14 protein-coding genes and 1 riboswitch are annotated in these 14,622 nt (G+C 71.5%); of the genes, 5 read left to right on the plus strand and 9 right to left on the minus strand.

Annotated features, from left to right (window positions below; all coding sequences use genetic code 11):
• Positions 1 to 56 precede the first annotated feature (56 nt).
• Complete coding sequence (locus AC4PMY_RS12825; RefSeq protein WP_071258637.1) at positions 57 to 1,427, plus strand: cryptochrome/photolyase family protein; 1,371 nt, start codon at positions 57 to 59, stop codon at positions 1,425 to 1,427.
• A gap of 72 nt (positions 1,428 to 1,499) precedes the next feature.
• On the opposite strand, the gene AC4PMY_RS12830 is transcribed toward AC4PMY_RS12825, so the two are convergent.
• Positions 1,500 to 2,156, minus strand: a complete 657-nt coding sequence (locus tag AC4PMY_RS12830; protein WP_064296138.1) for a response regulator — start codon at positions 2,154 to 2,156, stop codon at positions 1,500 to 1,502.
• Positions 2,149 to 3,414 carry a sensor histidine kinase gene (locus tag AC4PMY_RS12835; RefSeq protein ID WP_071258635.1) on the minus strand — a complete coding sequence of 422 codons (1,266 nt, stop codon included), beginning with the start codon at positions 3,412 to 3,414 and terminating at the stop codon, positions 2,149 to 2,151. Before AC4PMY_RS12835 ends, AC4PMY_RS12830 begins: the two co-directional genes overlap by 8 nt.
• A 176-nt stretch (positions 3,415 to 3,590) precedes the next feature.
• Between AC4PMY_RS12835 and AC4PMY_RS12840 the strand changes: the two genes are divergently transcribed.
• From AC4PMY_RS12840 to AC4PMY_RS12850, 3 genes are all read left to right on the plus strand, one after another.
• A complete protein-coding gene (locus AC4PMY_RS12840) occupies positions 3,591 to 4,676 on the plus strand; it encodes an ABC transporter permease (protein ID WP_491622894.1) in 1,086 nt (361 codons plus the stop codon).
• A gap of 61 nt (positions 4,677 to 4,737) precedes the next feature.
• Entirely contained in the window at positions 4,738 to 5,442 is a 705-nt protein-coding gene (locus AC4PMY_RS12845; RefSeq protein ID WP_491622895.1) for an ABC transporter ATP-binding protein, read from the plus strand.
• A 51-nt stretch (positions 5,443 to 5,493) separates the two neighbouring features.
• Positions 5,494 to 5,895 carry a hypothetical protein gene (locus tag AC4PMY_RS12850; protein ID WP_064296142.1) on the plus strand — a complete coding sequence of 134 codons (402 nt, stop codon included), beginning with the start codon at positions 5,494 to 5,496 and terminating at the stop codon, positions 5,893 to 5,895.
• Between the two features lie 85 nt (positions 5,896 to 5,980).
• Here the strand turns inward: AC4PMY_RS12850 and ppnP are convergent, their stop codons facing one another.
• The 4 genes from ppnP to thiM form a co-directional block, all read right to left on the minus strand.
• Positions 5,981 to 6,277 carry a pyrimidine/purine nucleoside phosphorylase gene (gene ppnP, locus AC4PMY_RS12855; protein WP_064296149.1) on the minus strand — a complete coding sequence of 99 codons (297 nt, stop codon included), beginning with the start codon at positions 6,275 to 6,277 and terminating at the stop codon, positions 5,981 to 5,983.
• A gap of 47 nt (positions 6,278 to 6,324) precedes the next feature.
• Entirely contained in the window at positions 6,325 to 7,893 is a 1,569-nt protein-coding gene (locus AC4PMY_RS12860) for a bifunctional hydroxymethylpyrimidine kinase/phosphomethylpyrimidine kinase (RefSeq protein ID WP_491622896.1), read from the minus strand.
• Positions 7,890 to 8,600 carry a thiamine phosphate synthase gene (thiE, locus tag AC4PMY_RS12865; RefSeq protein ID WP_491622897.1) on the minus strand — a complete coding sequence of 237 codons (711 nt, stop codon included), beginning with the start codon at positions 8,598 to 8,600 and terminating at the stop codon, positions 7,890 to 7,892. The genes AC4PMY_RS12860 and thiE overlap by 4 nt, the downstream gene beginning before the upstream one ends.
• Entirely contained in the window at positions 8,597 to 9,448 is an 852-nt protein-coding gene (gene thiM / locus AC4PMY_RS12870; RefSeq protein WP_491622898.1) for a hydroxyethylthiazole kinase, read from the minus strand. Before thiM ends, thiE begins: the two co-directional genes overlap by 4 nt.
• Positions 9,440 to 9,540, minus strand: a riboswitch (TPP riboswitch). (Overlaps the previous gene by 9 nt.)
• 60 nt (positions 9,541 to 9,600) lie before the next feature.
• Between thiM and AC4PMY_RS12875 the strand changes: the two genes are divergently transcribed.
• Positions 9,601 to 10,122: a DUF1622 domain-containing protein gene (locus AC4PMY_RS12875; protein ID WP_064296143.1), complete on the plus strand. Its 522-nt coding sequence runs from the start codon at positions 9,601 to 9,603 to the stop codon at positions 10,120 to 10,122.
• Positions 10,123 to 10,132: 10 nt separating this feature from the next.
• On the opposite strand, the gene AC4PMY_RS12880 is transcribed toward AC4PMY_RS12875, so the two are convergent.
• The 3 genes from AC4PMY_RS12880 to AC4PMY_RS12890 all read right to left on the minus strand — a co-directional run bounded on the left by AC4PMY_RS12880 (position 10,133) and on the right by AC4PMY_RS12890 (position 14,528).
• Positions 10,133 to 10,816: an HAD family hydrolase gene (locus AC4PMY_RS12880; RefSeq protein ID WP_085513959.1), complete on the minus strand. Its 684-nt coding sequence runs from the start codon at positions 10,814 to 10,816 to the stop codon at positions 10,133 to 10,135.
• An 80-nt stretch (positions 10,817 to 10,896) separates the two neighbouring features.
• Complete coding sequence (locus AC4PMY_RS12885) at positions 10,897 to 12,174, minus strand: CDP-alcohol phosphatidyltransferase family protein (RefSeq protein WP_491622899.1); 1,278 nt, start codon at positions 12,172 to 12,174, stop codon at positions 10,897 to 10,899.
• 104 nt (positions 12,175 to 12,278) lie between these two features.
• The gene (locus AC4PMY_RS12890; protein WP_491622900.1) at positions 12,279 to 14,528 is read right to left on the minus strand and encodes a carboxypeptidase regulatory-like domain-containing protein; all 2,250 of its coding nucleotides are present in this window, start codon (positions 14,526 to 14,528) and stop codon (positions 12,279 to 12,281) included.
• Between the last annotated feature and the right edge of the window lie 94 nt (positions 14,529 to 14,622).

Raw genomic sequence — 14,622 nt, forward strand, 5'->3', positions numbered from 1 at the left:
TGGGCGGGTCCGGTCAACCCCACGGCTCGGACGGATCGTCCGCGTAGGCTGACGGCATGGCTGCCGCACCGACGATCGTATGGTTCCGTGACGACCTCCGCCTGGCGGACAATCCCGCACTGCACGCGGCGGTCGAGCTCGGTTCCCCGATCCTCTGCCTGTTCGTCCTCGACGACAGCGAGGAGCTGCGACCGCTCGGCGGCGCGTCCCGGTGGTGGCTCCACCACAGCCTCGAAGCCCTCGGAGACGACATCCGTGGGCTCGGCGGCACGCTGCTCCTCCGATCCGGAAGTGCGGTGACCATCGTGCCTGAACTCGCCCACTCGATCGGCGCCGGCGCCGTCCTGTGGAACCGTCGCTACGGCGCGGCCGAGCGGGAGATCGACGCCGGGATCAAGTCGGAGCTGAAGGATGCCGGCCTCGACGCGCGCAGCTTCGCCGCGAACCTCCTCGCCGAGCCGTGGGAGATCGTCACCGGCCAGGGCCAGCCGTACTCCGTCTTCACCCCGTTCTGGAAGGCGTCGCTCCAGCGACACGCGGCGAACCCGCCGAGGCACCCGCTCCCCGCACCCACCACGTTGACGTCGATGTCGGAGCCGCCCGCCGGCGACGAGCTCGAGTCCTGGGACCTGCTCCCGACGAAGCCCGACTGGACTGCGGGACTGCGCGAGCAGTGGACGCCGGGCGAGGCAGGCGCCGACGCGCGGCTCGCCGACTTCCTCGGCGGTGGCGTCTCCGGCTACACCGAGGATCGCGACTACCCGGCCCAGCCGTCGACCTCCGGGCTCTCCCCGCACCTCCGCTTCGGCGAGATCAGCTCGCCGCAGATCTGGTACGCCGCCCGCGACGGACGCAGACACCTCGGCGACGACGGCGCCACCTTCCTCAAGGAGCTCGGCTGGCGCGAGTTCGCCTACCACTGCCTCTTCGCCTTCCCCGACCTCGCGACGCGCAACTGGCGTCAGGCCTTCGACCGGTTCCCCTGGCCGGACGTCGACCACGACGCCTTCGACGCCTGGACCGCCGGGAAGACCGGGATCCCGCTCGTCGACGCCGGCATGCGGGAGTTGTGGGCGACGGGCACCATGCACAACCGGATCCGGATGGTCACGGCGTCGTTCCTCACCAAGAACCTGCTCATCCACTGGAAGCTCGGCGAGGACTGGTTCTGGGACACGCTCGTCGACGCCGACCCGGCGTCCAACCCCTTCAACTGGCAGTGGGTGGCCGGCAGCGGCTTCGACGCCTCGCCCTACTTCCGGATCTTCAACCCCGAGCGACAGCGCGAACGCTTCGACGCCGACGACGCGTACATCAAGCGGTGGGTGCCCGAGTTCGGGACGCCCGACTACCCCGAGCCGATCGTCGACCTCGGCGAGACGAGGCAGGCTGCGCTCGCGGCGTACGAGCAGGTCAAGGGGGCGTAGCTCCGGGCCGTCGTCCTGCGACACTTCGACAAGCTCAGTGACCGGGGTGGGGCTCAGGGACCGGGGTGGGGGTCAGCGGGAGCGGAAGAGACCGGCACGCTGGGCCGCGGCGATCGCCGCCGAGCGGTTCGACACGTCGAGCTTCGTGTAGATGTGCGCGAGATGCGACTTCACCGTCGTCTCCCCGACATGCAGTCGCCCGGCGATCTCGAGGTTGGTGAGCCCCTCGGCCGCCCGCGCGAGCACCTCGATCTCCCGCGCGCTCAGCGCCTGTTGCGGTGCGCTCACCCGAGCGACCAGCCGGGTCGCCACCGCCGGCCCGAGCACCGAGTTCCCGCCGGCCGCCGAGCGGATGCCGTCGATGAGGTCCTCCGGGGCGGCGTCCTTCAACAGGTACCCCGCGGCTCCGGCTTCGATCGCGCCGAGGATGTCGGCGTCGGAGTCGTAGTTCGTCAGCACGAGGACCGACGGGCCGTCCGGCAGCGACGCGATCTCCCTCGTCGCATCGATCCCCGTCGGACCGTCGCCGAAGCTCAGGTCCATGAGGACGAGGTCGGCGCCGGGTGCGGCGGCCACAGCCTCGGCTGCGGTCGATGCGGTCCCGACCACCTCGATGTCGGCGATCGGCGCGAGCACCGCGATGAGTCCGGCTCGGACGATCGGGTGGTCGTCCGCCACCACGACCCGGATGACCGGCGGCTCGCCGGCATCGGTCGCATCGTCACGCATGGGCGTCCCCTTCCGCTCCTGGTGCCGCGAACCGCACGGTGATGGTCGTGCCGGCGCCCGGCGCACTGCGCACCTCGACCTCGCCACCCAGTTCGGTGATGCGACGGCGCATGGACATCATGCCGAACGGACCGCCCGCAGTGCGCTCGGCGACCCTTGCCGGATCGAACCCCACCCCGTCGTCGTCGATGTCGAGGATGACCTCCTCGTCGAGGTAGGTGAGGGTGACGTCCGCCCGGCTCGCTCCGGCATGCCGGACGACGTTCGCGAGACTGCTCTGCGCAGCCCGGAGGAGCGCGGTCGTCACCGGCGTGCCGAGGACGAACGCATCGCCGGTGACCGTCGTGGAGACCGGCGTGCCGCTCTGGGCGGTCGTCGTCTCGGCGAGGCGACCGAGCGCGTCCGCGATCGTCGCACCCACCAAAGCCGGCGGGCTCAGCTCGTCGATGAGGCTGCGCGTCTCGGCGAGGGCCGTCGCCGCGGCGTCCCGGGCCAGCCCGATGTGCGAACGCAGCTGCTCCGTGCCCGGCCGCTCGGCGGCGGAGCGTTCGGCCGCGTGCAGGAGCAGTTGGATGCTCGACAGGGCCTGGGCGACCGTGTCGTGGAGGTCTGCGGCGAGGCGCTCACGCTCCGCCAGCTTGCCCGCCTGCCGCCCCCGCTCGGCGAGTTCCTCGCGTGCCGCGACGAGCTCGGCGATGAGTCGTTCCCGCTCCGCCGCCTCCCGGGCCAGCGCCTCGTAACCGAGTCCGATCGCGACGGCCACGGCCGCACCGACGAGCGGGCCGACGACTCCCCCGACGCTGAAGCCGGCGTGCAGGCCGATCGCGACGACCGCGGCGACGGTGGCGATCACCACGGCGGGCACCGCGACGGCCCTGGGCAGGAGGTGCAGATAGAGGAAGAACAACGGGAAGACGAGGTAGGCGGCATCCGGGCTGAGGAGGACGAGGACCACCCACTCGACGCTGAGCAGCACCAGCCAGGCGAGGACGGACACCCGACCTCGACGCACACCGACAGGAGCAGCGTCGCGATCGGTGGTGCCGCTGGCGGCCACCGCACGGCGGACACGACCGCCGAGGATCGCGCCCGCGGCGTAGGTGAGCAGCATGACGACGGCGAGGACGATCGCCGTGAGCGCCGCCTGGCCACCGACCGAGACGGATCGCGCGATCACGAGCACGATGAGTGCGGTGACGAGGCCGTGGAGGCCGAGCTGCAGGCCGGTGAACACGGGGCTGAGTGCCGAGTGCTTCATCCGCCCAGCGTACGGCGAGGATCGTCTTCGCGAATCATCAGAAAGGTGGAACGTCGCCTCCACCCGACAGCGCCGGAGGACCGTCCCGTCCGACGATGCCCTGGCTCGGCGACGCGACGAGGCTGGAACCACGCCGCACCACGGAGACGCCGTCGGGCGGCTGACAAGGAGTCCCCATGTTCGTCGCCTGGCGCGACATGCGCTTCGCCACCGGTCGCTTCGTGCTGATCGGGGCGGTCGTCGCCCTCATCACCCTGCTCGTCGGATTCCTCAGCGGCCTCACCGCGGGACTGGCGAACCAGAACATCTCGGCGATCACCGGGCTGGGTGCGTCGAGCATCGTCCTTACGGCCCCGTCCGACGGCGAGCAGGCGACGTTCGCGGACTCCGCGATCGACGCGGACGCGGCCATGACGTGGGCTGCGGTCCCCGGGGTGGACGGTGTCCAGGAGCTCGGCATCAGCCAGACGCGGATGACCACGGACGATGCGCGCACCTCCGTGGCGCTGTTCGGGATCAGTGGTGACGCCGTCGCGGGTCGCACCGTCGACGTGCCCGCCGACGGGACCGCCCGCCTGAGTCGGACCGCCGCGGAGGCCCTCCACGTCTCCCGAGGCGACACCGTCTCGATCGGTGGCAGCGAACTCGAGGTCGGTTCGGTCGTCGACGACCAGTGGTACAGCCACACGCCGGTCGTCTGGACGAGCCTGGCCGAGTGGCGGTCGCTGCAGGCTGCGCAAGGGTCCCCCGGCGACGGAGCGACCGCGCTCGCCATCACCGGGAACCCGAGCGCTGAAGCGGTGACGGGCGTGGAGCAGGCCACCGGCACGGTGTCGAAGGACGTCCTGTCGTCCTTGCTCGCGATCGGCTCGTTCCGCTCCGAGATCGGATCGCTCCTCCTCATGGTCGCCATGCTGTTCGGGATCTCCGCGCTCGTCATCGGAGCCTTCTTCACGGTGTGGACCATGCAGCGCGCGGGTGACGTGGCGATCCTCAAAGCGCTGGGCGCGACGACCCGTCGGCTGTCGCTCGATGCGCTCGGCCAGGCGCTCGTCCTCCTCGTCATCGGTGTCGGGTTCGGCATCGGCATCACCGCCGCACTCGGTTCCGCGGCGGGCACGGCACTGCCCTTCGTGCTCAGCCCATTGACGACGCTCGTGCCCGGGGTGATCATGATCGTCCTCGGTCTGATCGGAGCGGCGTTCGCCCTGCGGTCCATCCTCTCGGCCGACCCGCTGACCGCGCTCGGCGGCAACCGGTGAACGCGCCCGACCTCCCTGTCTCCTTCCTCGCACCCACCCTCGTCACCATCGGAGTCTCCCCATGATCTCGCTCACCGACGTCACCCTCACCTTCCCCGACGGCGACCACCGCGTCACCGCCGTCGACCACGCGACCCTCACCGTCCCGGCCGGGACCGTCACCGCGCTCACCGGGCCGTCGGGCTCCGGGAAGTCGAGTGTGCTCGCCGTCGCAGCCGGCCTCATCCGGCCCGACAGCGGCCTGGTGGAGGTGGCGGGGGTCGACGTCACCTCCCTCGACCGCCGTGCGGCCACCGACTTCCGCCGCACGAGGCTCGGCATCGTGTTCCAGCAGGCCAACCTGCTGCCGTCGCTCACGGCCCTCGAGCAGTTGTGCGTCCTCGGGACGCTCGGCGGCCGCACGTCGCGGACCGACCGGACGCGCACCCGCGAGCGGGCCGCGATGCTGCTCGCCGCCGTCGGGCTCGGCGACCAGGCAGGCAAGCGGCCGCATCAGCTCTCGGGTGGTCAGCGGCAGCGGGTCAACATCGCGCGCGCCCTCATGAACGAGCCCGACGCCCTCGTCGTGGATGAGCCGACCAGTGCGCTCGACCACGAGCGGGGATCCGCGATCATCGAGCTCATCCTCGAACTCACCGCGACCTCGGGCGCCGCGACGCTGCTGGTCACCCACGATCGGAGTCACCTCGACCGCATGGACCAGGTGCTCGTCATGGAGGACGGTCGACTCAGCGCCGCCGCCGACGCGCTGGCCCTGCGGTCCTGAGGTCCTCCGTCGCCCGGCGGTAGGGTGAGGTCACGTCGAAAGAGGACCGCCATGCGCCGTGCCACCCGTGGGCTGACCGTGATCGCGATCGTCGGAGCGGTGCTCGGCACGAGTGCCTGCACCGGTGGCGCGGACTCACCCTCCGGTCAGAGCTCCGCGAGCGAGGCCGGCGTGATCGCACCCGTCATCGTGCAGCTCGTCGATCAGGACGGCCGCACCGTCACCGTCGGCCTCGACAACGTGGTGGACCTCGTCGCCGTCGATCCGACCGTGTGGTCCGCGGAGATCGAGGATCCGTCGATCGCGGAGTACGTGCCGGGCGGCTCCCGCGGCGGCGCGTCCTTCAACCCCGGTCTGCAGCCGCTCGAGGTCGGGAGCACGACGGTGACACTGACGAACAGCTCGGACGATTCGACCGTCGTCCTCACGCTCGAGGTCGTCGACCGATCCTGAGCCGGGCACTCGGACGAACCGAACCTGCCGCTGAGCCGTTCGGAGGGCGCACCCCCAACCGGTCCCTGAGCCTGTCGAAGGGCGTTCAGATGTTGAGGTAACGGCAGAGGTACGCCGTGGTGACCTCGACCTCGACCTGGAAGCTGCTGCTCCCCGGGACGCTGAACTGCGCGTCGGGCCCGAAGTCCTGCCACGCACTCGTGTTCGGCAGCAGCACGCGGAGCTTGCCGGAGATCACGGACATCTCCTCGGCCTTGCCGGTGGTGAAGGTGTACTCCCCCGGCTCCATCACTCCGACGCTGGCCGACTCCGCACCGGGCTCGTTCGTGGTGAAGCCGATCGACTTCACGTTGCCGTCGAAGTACTCGTTGCTCGTCAGCATCAGGGGCCTCTCGTCGTGGTCCGGGACCGCGGCGGCGGATCCGGCCTTCATCGTATCGGCTCGGCGAAGAAGGCCTCCTCGTGGGCGGCCGAGGCGAGGAACGCCCGTCGCATCGTGTCGCGGCCGGTCTCGTCCGCGCGGGCTGCCGCCCCGGCGACGATCTCGATCGCCCGGGTGTTCGCTGTCGCGAAGGCGGGGTGGGCGTAGGTGTCGAGCCACGCGGCGAACGGGTGCTCCGCGTGTGATGCGCCGACGAGCCGTTCACCGAGATCCTGGTAGATCCAATAGCAGGGCAACACGGCGGCGACCACCCGCCCGTAGTCGCCGTCGACCGTCGCCGCGTGCAGGTGGTCGAGGTACGCCGTGGTCGTCGCCGACGGTTCCACCTCCATACCGCTGACGGCATACGCGCTGAGCCAGGTGCGGTGCAGCTCCATCTCGGCCTCGATCGAGCCCGCGGCGCCGGTCGCCCAGAACACCTGCTCCTCGGCCGTCGGTGCCAAGGCACTCGCTCGTGCGAGGACCCGGGAATACGCCCGCAGGTAGATCGCGTCCTGCTGCAGGTACCAGGCGAACCGGGCCGGATCGAGGGTGCCGTCGGCGAGCGTCGTCACGAACGGCAGGTGATCGATCCGCGTCCGCACCTCGGTGATCTCCTCCCACCAGTCCGCGACGATGTCGGCACCGCCCTGCCGCCGTGAGGTCGTCCCGCCCGCTGCCCACAGCTCGGCGAAGTGGCTGATCGGGCCGTTGCCCGAGCCGACCTCGAGCGCGTCCGCGTGCCGGAGGCTCGTCGTGAGCCACGCCTTCGCCTCGCCGAGCGCCTCGGTCCAGGACCCCGACCGGGCGACGAGGGTGGCCATCGCGCTCGACAGGGAGCACCCGGTTCCGTGGGTGTTCACCGTGTCGACCCGCGCACCGTCGAACTCGACGAGTGATCGGTCGTCACCCAGACCACCGGTGGCGTCGACGAGCGCATCCGGGCACGCGGTCGTCCCCGTCAGGTGCCCGCCCTTCACGAGCACGATCACGCCCGCCCGCGCCGAGACCCGCTCCGCCTGCGCGAGTGCGTCGGCCCAGCTCGTCGCCACCGGTTCGTCCGCGAGGACGGCGAGCTCCGGCAGGTTCGGGGTCACGAGGTCGACGTGCGGCAGGAGCGCGCGCATGGCCGCTTCGGCGTCGCGGTGGAGGAGACGGTCGCCGCTCGTCGCCACCATCACCGGGTCGAGGACGACGGGTCCGGTCTCGGTCTCCTGCAGCCAGGTCGACACGGTGTCGATGATCGCGACATCGCCCAGCATCCCGATCTTGACCGCGTCGATCACCACGTCGTCCGCGACCGCGTCCAACTGCTCGCGGAGGAACCCGACGGGCGGAGTGTGCACGGACCGGACGCCCCGGGTGTTCTGCGCGACGAGCGCGGTGACGACCGCCATGCCGTATCCGCCGTTCGCGGCGATGCTCTTGAGGTCGGCCTGGATCCCGGCACCACCGGTCGGGTCGGTCCCGGCGATGCTCAGCACCCGGGGTGTCTCGCGGACCACGACAAGACGTCTGCCGTGCACCCGGTTCGAGGTCACGGACACCGCCGTCGTCGACGGTTCCACGGCGCTCATGCCGAGACCTCGGTCCACGCCGCGCGGAACGCCCGTGCGGCATCGGCCGGATCGTCGGCGGCGCAGATGGCGGAGACGACGGCGAGACCAGCGGCACCGGCGGCGTGGAGCTCGACCGTGTCGTCCAGTGACACCCCACCGATGGCGACGCACGGGAGCGGGGTCGCGGTGGCGATCGCGGCGAACCCCTCCACGCCAAGCGGCGCCGGGTGGTCCGGCTTCGTCGTCGTCGGGCGGATGACGCCGACGCCCAGGTAGTCGACCGTCCCCGGTGACAGCGCTGCGACCGCGTCGAGGTGCGCCGGAGTGTTCGCCGTCAGTCCCACGACGGCGGTCTGTCCCACGATGCGACGCACGGCGTCGACCGGGAGATCGCTCTGACCCACATGGACGCCGTGGACGACGGCACCGGCGGAACGGGCCGCGAGGAAGACGTCCACCCGGTCGTCGACGAGGAGCAGCGCCCGACCGGCGACGACCTCCGCCGCACGCACGGTCAGGTCGAACAGCGCTCGCGCCGACGCGGTCTTCTCCCGCAGCTGGACCGCGGTCACCCCGCCGTCGACGGCTCGGCGCACGACGTCGAGGACACCGCGATCCCCGCTGGCCGAGGCGTCCGTGACGAGGTAGGTGGCGATGCCGCGGCGCACGAGCTCGGCGTGCGAACGGGCCGCGAGGACCCGGTCCGCGGTGGTCGAGGCGCTCACGCGATCACCGCCAGGCTGCGGACGGTGTCGGCCTCGAGGACGTGGAGGTGGTCGAGGAACGCGGGAGCGAAGGAGCCGGGGCCGCGGCTCTCCGCAGCCGCAAGCTGCGCGGCGACCGTGTATGCGGTGGTCGCCGCGACCGTCGTCAGCAACCGGTCGTCATCGAGTGAGGCGAAGGCGGCGAGTACGGCACCGAGGGCACAGCCACCGCCCGTCACGAGGGTGAGCCAGGCGTGCCCGTTCGAGCAGCGGACGATGCGCTCACCGTCGGTGATGACGTCCGTCGGGCCGGAGATCGCGACGACGGCGCCCGAGGTGCGGGCGATCGCGGTGGCCGCCTCGATCGCGCTGTCGACCGAATCGGTGCTGTCGACCCCGCGACCGCCGGCGCCCAGTCCGGCGAGGGCGATGATCTCGCTGGCGTTGCCGCGGACGATCGTCGGCCGGAGGTCGAGGAGGTCGGCGGCGAGCGCCGTGCGCACCGGTAGGAAGCCGACGGCCACGGGGTCGAGCACCCACGGTGTGCCGGCGTCGTCCGCGGCGGAGGCGGCCTCGACCATCGCCTCGCGCTGCTCCGCCTGCGGCGTCCCGAGATTGAGGAGCACCCCGGAGGCGATGCGGGCGAACGGCCCGGCCTCGGTGGGGATGTCGGTCATCGCCGGGGCGGCGCCGATGGCGAGCAGCACGTTCGCGGTGAAGTTCGTCACCACAGCGTTCGTGATCGATTGGACGAGCGGCGTGCGCTCGCGCAGGCGCTCGAGGAGGTCCCCGGACGCGCTCGCGAACTCGCCGCCGGACGAGTCGTCGGTGGACGGGTGGGCGGACTGCTGCGGTGTGCGAACGCTCATTCGCGACATCCCTTCGCTCGGACTAACGAGATCAGGTTCGACGGGTGTGTTCTCAGCCGATCGTCGTGGGATCGGCACCCCGTGTCACTCGCGACCACCCTAGCGGGTCGGCCCGGCTTCCCGTCCAGCGGGCGGGCGAGGATGATGGAGGGATGGACTTCTTCGAGCTGGTCACCATCGTCTTCGAGGTCGCCGGTGTCGGGGCGATGGTCGTGGGCTTCGTGATCGCCGTCACCCTCTCGGCCCGTCTGTGGTGGAGCACGCGCGACGGCGCTCGGGCCTTCCGGATGCTGCGGGAGACGATCGGCTCGGTCATCCTGCTCGGGCTGGAGATCCTCGTGGCCGCAGACCTCGTGAAGACGGTCACGTCGACGCCGTCGCTGACCGACGCGCTCGTCCTCGCGATCATCGTCGTCATCCGCACCCTGCTGAGCTTCTCCCTGCAGATCGAGATCGAGGGCACCCTCCCCTGGAGGCGCCTGGCGACGACCGGCCCGCAGTTGTTCGACCGCGCGGTCAAGCGCGGTGGCGAACGCACCCGACGTCGCGCCGAGCAGCAGGACGCCTCAGCCCAGGATCTCGAACCGTCCGATGCGACGTCGGCACCGGCGGTCGCGGCGCAGCCGATCCCCGACGACGAGGACGGCTTCCCGGAGCTCCGCAGTCGCAGCTAGCGCGGCACGGCTAGCGTGCCGCGGAGGTCGCCCAGGTGTCGCGGATGAGGTCGGGCAGCAGGCGCATGTCGTCGAAGACGTGGGTGCCGTCGCCGATGAGCCGCTCGGCGGGCGTCATGCCACCGGCGTAGGCGTAGACCGTCATGCCGGCCGCACGGGCAGCCAGGACGCCGACGACGCTGTCCTCGACGACCGCGCACCGTTCGGGGGCCGTGTCGAAGTCGGCGGCGGCGTGCAGGAACAGGTCGGGTGCGGGCTTGCCGACGGCGACGTCGGTCGCGCTGAAGATGCGCCCGTCGAAGCGGTCGTGGATGCCCACCTGCCCGAGGTTGCGGACGACGTCGTGCAGCATCCCGTTCGAGGCGACGCACAGCGGCACCCCGGTCGCAGCGATACCGTCGAGGGCGTCGACGACCCCGTCGACGGCCTCGAGCTCACGTTCGCAGATGCCGCGGAACATGTCGCTCCAGCGCTGGATCCAGTCGGCCTCGAGCGGCTTCCCGAGGCGCTGCTCGACCAGCGTCGCGTACGTCTCGAGTGAGGCGCCGACGAAGAGCTCCCGCACCTCCGCCTCGGTGTAGTCGCCGCCGACCTCGTTGAGGAGCTGCAGGTTCACCCGGACGGAGATGCGTTCCGTGTCGACGAGCGTGCCGTCGCAGTCGAAGATGACGAGGTCCGGATAGTCGACTGGCATGCTCCGAGCCTAAACGACGCCGCCTGCGCTGTGGCCGTGTGCCATCCGTTGGGGGCCTCCGACGATGGTCGGCGCGGCGCTCAGCGGGCCGCGCGGACGCCCTGTCGCTGCCAGGTGACGACCATGCGTCGCGCATACTGGGTCGCCGCGACGAAGTGGCCGAGGAGTCCGAGCAGGATCGCCACGAAGCCGACCCCGCCGAAGACCCGGTGGAGCGCCGACGCCGGATCCCCGCCGCCGAGCGCGAGGCCCGTGAGCAGCGCGAAGAAGCCGACGAAGAGGAACACCGTCCGGATCTTGCCGGCGATGCTCACCGGCACCTCCGGCGTCCCGCGGAACGCGACGACGGCGACGAACGCGAGCAGGAGGTCGGGGACGATCATGACCACGAACACCTGCCATGGGATGATCTGCGCGATGGCGAACGACGCGGCGACCACGACCACGGTCAGGCGGTCGGCGACCCCGTCGAGCCAGGTGCCGAGCGCGGAGACCGTGCCCATGCGGCGCGCGATCTGTCCGTCGGCGACGTCGCTCAGGAACACGACCGCACCGACGACGAGCGCGGCCCAGTAGGAGCCGGTGATCACGAGGGCGGCGAAGACCGGCAGGAGGACGATACGTCCCGCCGTGATCGCGTTCGGCAGGTTCTTCCAGTCGTCGTCGGAGAACAGCTGCGTCCGGAGGCGCGCGAGCGGCGTCTTCTCGTGCAGCGTCACCGGGATCATCGCCTCGTCACCGGGGATCGCGGCACCGCGGCGGAATCGGGCGATCGCGACGATCGTCACCACGACGACGAGCGCGAACAGCAGCACCCAGCCGGTGGCACCGAGGTACTGGCGGACCGTGTCGAGCGTGGCACGGACGAGGGAGCCGACGCCGACGTAGACGGCGGACCAGAGGAGGGAGCCCAGCAGTGATGCCGCGAGGAACGACCGGTAGGGCACGCGGGCGACCCCCGCGGCGGTCGGTGTCAGGCATCGGAGCACGGGCACGAGCCGGGTGAGGAAGACGGCCTGGGCCCCGCGTCGCTCGAGCGCCTCGACCGCGCGGTCCCAGCCGTCGACACCGAGGCGCCGGATGACGGCCGAGTCACGGAGGCGGCCACCGGAACGACGACCGACGAGGTAGCCGATCTGATCCCCGAGCGACCCGCCGAGGGCGACCACGAGGAACAGCACGAGGGCACCGGGGGTGGAGTCGAGCATGGCCGCGAGGAGGAGCACCACCGGTTCACCGGGGACGACGAGGCCGAGCCAGAGGCCGGACTCGGCGGTCGTGAACAGGAGCCCGAGGAGCCAGATCAGCGGATCGGGCAGCGCCGTCGCGGCGTCGTTCACCCACCCGATGATGTCCACGGATCCCCGTTCAGCAGTGCGACCCGCACTCCTGGGTGGGGCGCGGCTCGCCCAAGTCTACGGACGAGCCGAGCCCTCCCATCCCCGAGGGGTCGTTCAAACGGTCATTCGCCGGACAGCTCGTCCCGATTCGAGCGTCGACGACGCAGGACGGCCGCGGTGACGACACCGGCGGCGCCGAGGACGAAGAGCGCTCCGGCAGCGACGATCCACGGCATCGCGTCCGCACCGGTCGAGGGCAGGCGACCCGAGTTGCCCGGAACGGCGGGGTCGCTCGGATTCGCCGACGGCACGGGCACGACGGCGTCGGGAACGAGGACGAAGGCCGGCACAGACACCACGGAACCGTCTGCGGCGACGACCGCGGTCGCCGTGGTGGCCCCCTCGGCGGTGTAGCCCGCCGGGACCGCCACGGACACCTCGTAGGAACCGGGCGCGAGTCCGTCGAGGTCGTAGGCGCCGTCGGCGTCCGTTGTGACGTCGACCGGGCCGGCCGGGGTCTCGACGGTCACGGTCACGTCCGCGATCGGAGCACCCGCGTCCGTCTCGACCGTTCCGGCGAGGCTGCCGAGCACGGCGTCGGCGACGAGCACGAAGGTGGGCACCGTCTGGACAGCGCCGTCGGTGCCGACGACGACGGTGGCGGTCGTGGCGCCCCCCGCGGGCACGGAGTACCCGACCGGGACGGTCAGCGTGACCTCGTAGCTGCCCGGCGCCAGGTCGGCGAGCCCGTAGGACCCCTCGGCCGTCGTCGTCAGGGCGACCGGGCCGCCCGGCGTCGTCACCGTGACCGTCGCGGCGGGCACGGGGGCGTCGGTGTCCGTCCGGACGTCGCCGATGACGGTGCCGAGCCGAGCGAGCTCGAAGTCGACCGCGTCCAGATCGGCGCCGGCGAGCTCCTCCGCCCGGGTTGCGGTTCCGGAGACGACGTACCCCTCGGGGGCGACGACCGAGACCTCGTAGGACCCCGCGGGCAGGAGCGGGAAACGGTAGGAACCGTCGGCGGCCGTGACGGCACGCTCGACACCGTTCGGACCGTCGACGCTCACGGTGACGCCGGCCACACCGACCCCGCCGGAGCGGACCACGCCGCCGAGGCTGGGGTTCGCGACGAGCACGAAGTCCTGCTCGGTGATGGGCGTCTCGCTGCCGACCGGCACGGTGAACGACGCCGGTGCGGTCTGGACCGCGTACCCGGACGGTGCCGTGATGACCACCGAGTGGTCGCCGACCGGCACGGTGTCGAAGAGGTAGTTCCCGTCGGTGTCGGTGGTGACGCTGCCGACACCGTCGATGGTGACGGTGGCACCGACGATCGGGACGCCGTCCGTGTCGAGCGCGGTCCCCGACACGGCGACGGGCACGATGTCGCGGACGGTGAAGTCCGCGACGGCGTCCGTGTCCGTGAGGTCAACTGCGGCACGTGCAGGACCGACGGCGATCTTGCCGGTCGGCGGGACGAGCTGCACCGTGTAGCCGTCGGTCGCGAAGTAGCCGGCGAAGGTGTACGTGCCGCCACCCGCGGTCGTGGTCGACGCCACCACCCGGCCGTCGCGGTCGATGAGCCGGACGCCGACGGCGTCCAGCGGGCCCGCGGTCTGGTCGGTCACCGTGCCGGTCACGTCACGCGCGATCGACGCGAACCACGCCTGGTAGACGGGCGCGCCCGACCGCTGCCGGAACGAGAAGGTGAGGCTGGAGATCGGGGCGGAGGGTTCGAACCACCCTGCCGCGCCGGCGGTGTCCGCAGCGGCGTCGTTGCCGCGGAGTATCTGCGTCGTCGGGTCCCAGGTGGGGACGTCCGTTGCGGATCCGGTGCAGGACGGCTTGCCGACCAGGCCGGGAGCGCAGTAGTTGAAGCCGCCGTTGAACCCGAGCTCGTCAGGGGTGAGCGCCGCGCCGTCGGGACCGATCGCCGTCACGGTGATCTGGTCGGCGTCGATGTCGCCGAGGACGAAGGTCCAGCCGGACGGCGGCGTCGGCGTCGCGAAGGAGTAGGTCGTGGTCGAGGGCGACGCCGCGTTGTTCGCCTTCGGGCGGAGGTTGAGGTAGGGCTGATCCCGGCTGCTGCCGTACTTGGCACCGACGGGGGTCGAGGCCGCCAGCCAGGTCGAGGCGCCGGAGATGACGCCGACGCCACCGCCACCGACCGAGTCGCTCGTCAACGCCGCGGTGAGGGCGGGCTGACCGGCCAGGGTCATGGTGCCCTGGTACGACCCCGATGCACCGGAGAACGTGGGCCACGTCGCCCAGCTCGACGTGGTCGCGGCGGAGGCCGCCGGGACGGCTGCGGTGAGGGCGAGCGCGGAGGCTCCGAGCAGGGCGAGCACAGCGGCTCCGATGCGGCGGGTCATGGGCGCCAGGATAAACGGACACCCGTCGCCTGCGAAACCCCTCTGTCCCGTTTACGGGGGGTCGGCTCGAGCCGTGGTAGTCGCCGTGTGTGGC

The sequence above is a fragment of the Plantibacter sp. MDV22-iso1 genome (genome assembly GCF_058408345.1).

Coding starts and splice junctions, on each gene's coding strand:
- AC4PMY_RS12825 (WP_071258637.1), top strand. CDS start 57: ATGGCTGCCGCACCGACGATCGTATGGTTCCGTGACGACCTCCGCCTG.
- AC4PMY_RS12830 (WP_064296138.1), bottom strand. CDS start 2,156: ATGCGTGACGATGCGACCGATGCCGGCGAGCCGCCGGTCATCCGGGTC.
- AC4PMY_RS12835 (WP_071258635.1), bottom strand. CDS start 3,414: ATGAAGCACTCGGCACTCAGCCCCGTGTTCACCGGCCTGCAGCTCGGC.
- AC4PMY_RS12840 (WP_491622894.1), top strand. CDS start 3,591: ATGTTCGTCGCCTGGCGCGACATGCGCTTCGCCACCGGTCGCTTCGTG.
- AC4PMY_RS12845 (WP_491622895.1), top strand. CDS start 4,738: ATGATCTCGCTCACCGACGTCACCCTCACCTTCCCCGACGGCGACCAC.
- AC4PMY_RS12850 (WP_064296142.1), top strand. CDS start 5,494: ATGCGCCGTGCCACCCGTGGGCTGACCGTGATCGCGATCGTCGGAGCG.
- ppnP (WP_064296149.1), bottom strand. CDS start 6,277: ATGCTGACGAGCAACGAGTACTTCGACGGCAACGTGAAGTCGATCGGC.
- AC4PMY_RS12860 (WP_491622896.1), bottom strand. CDS start 7,893: ATGAGCGCCGTGGAACCGTCGACGACGGCGGTGTCCGTGACCTCGAAC.
- thiM (WP_491622898.1), bottom strand. CDS start 9,448: ATGAGCGTTCGCACACCGCAGCAGTCCGCCCACCCGTCCACCGACGAC.
- AC4PMY_RS12875 (WP_064296143.1), top strand. CDS start 9,601: ATGGACTTCTTCGAGCTGGTCACCATCGTCTTCGAGGTCGCCGGTGTC.
- AC4PMY_RS12880 (WP_085513959.1), bottom strand. CDS start 10,816: ATGCCAGTCGACTATCCGGACCTCGTCATCTTCGACTGCGACGGCACG.
- AC4PMY_RS12890 (WP_491622900.1), bottom strand. CDS start 14,528: ATGACCCGCCGCATCGGAGCCGCTGTGCTCGCCCTGCTCGGAGCCTCC.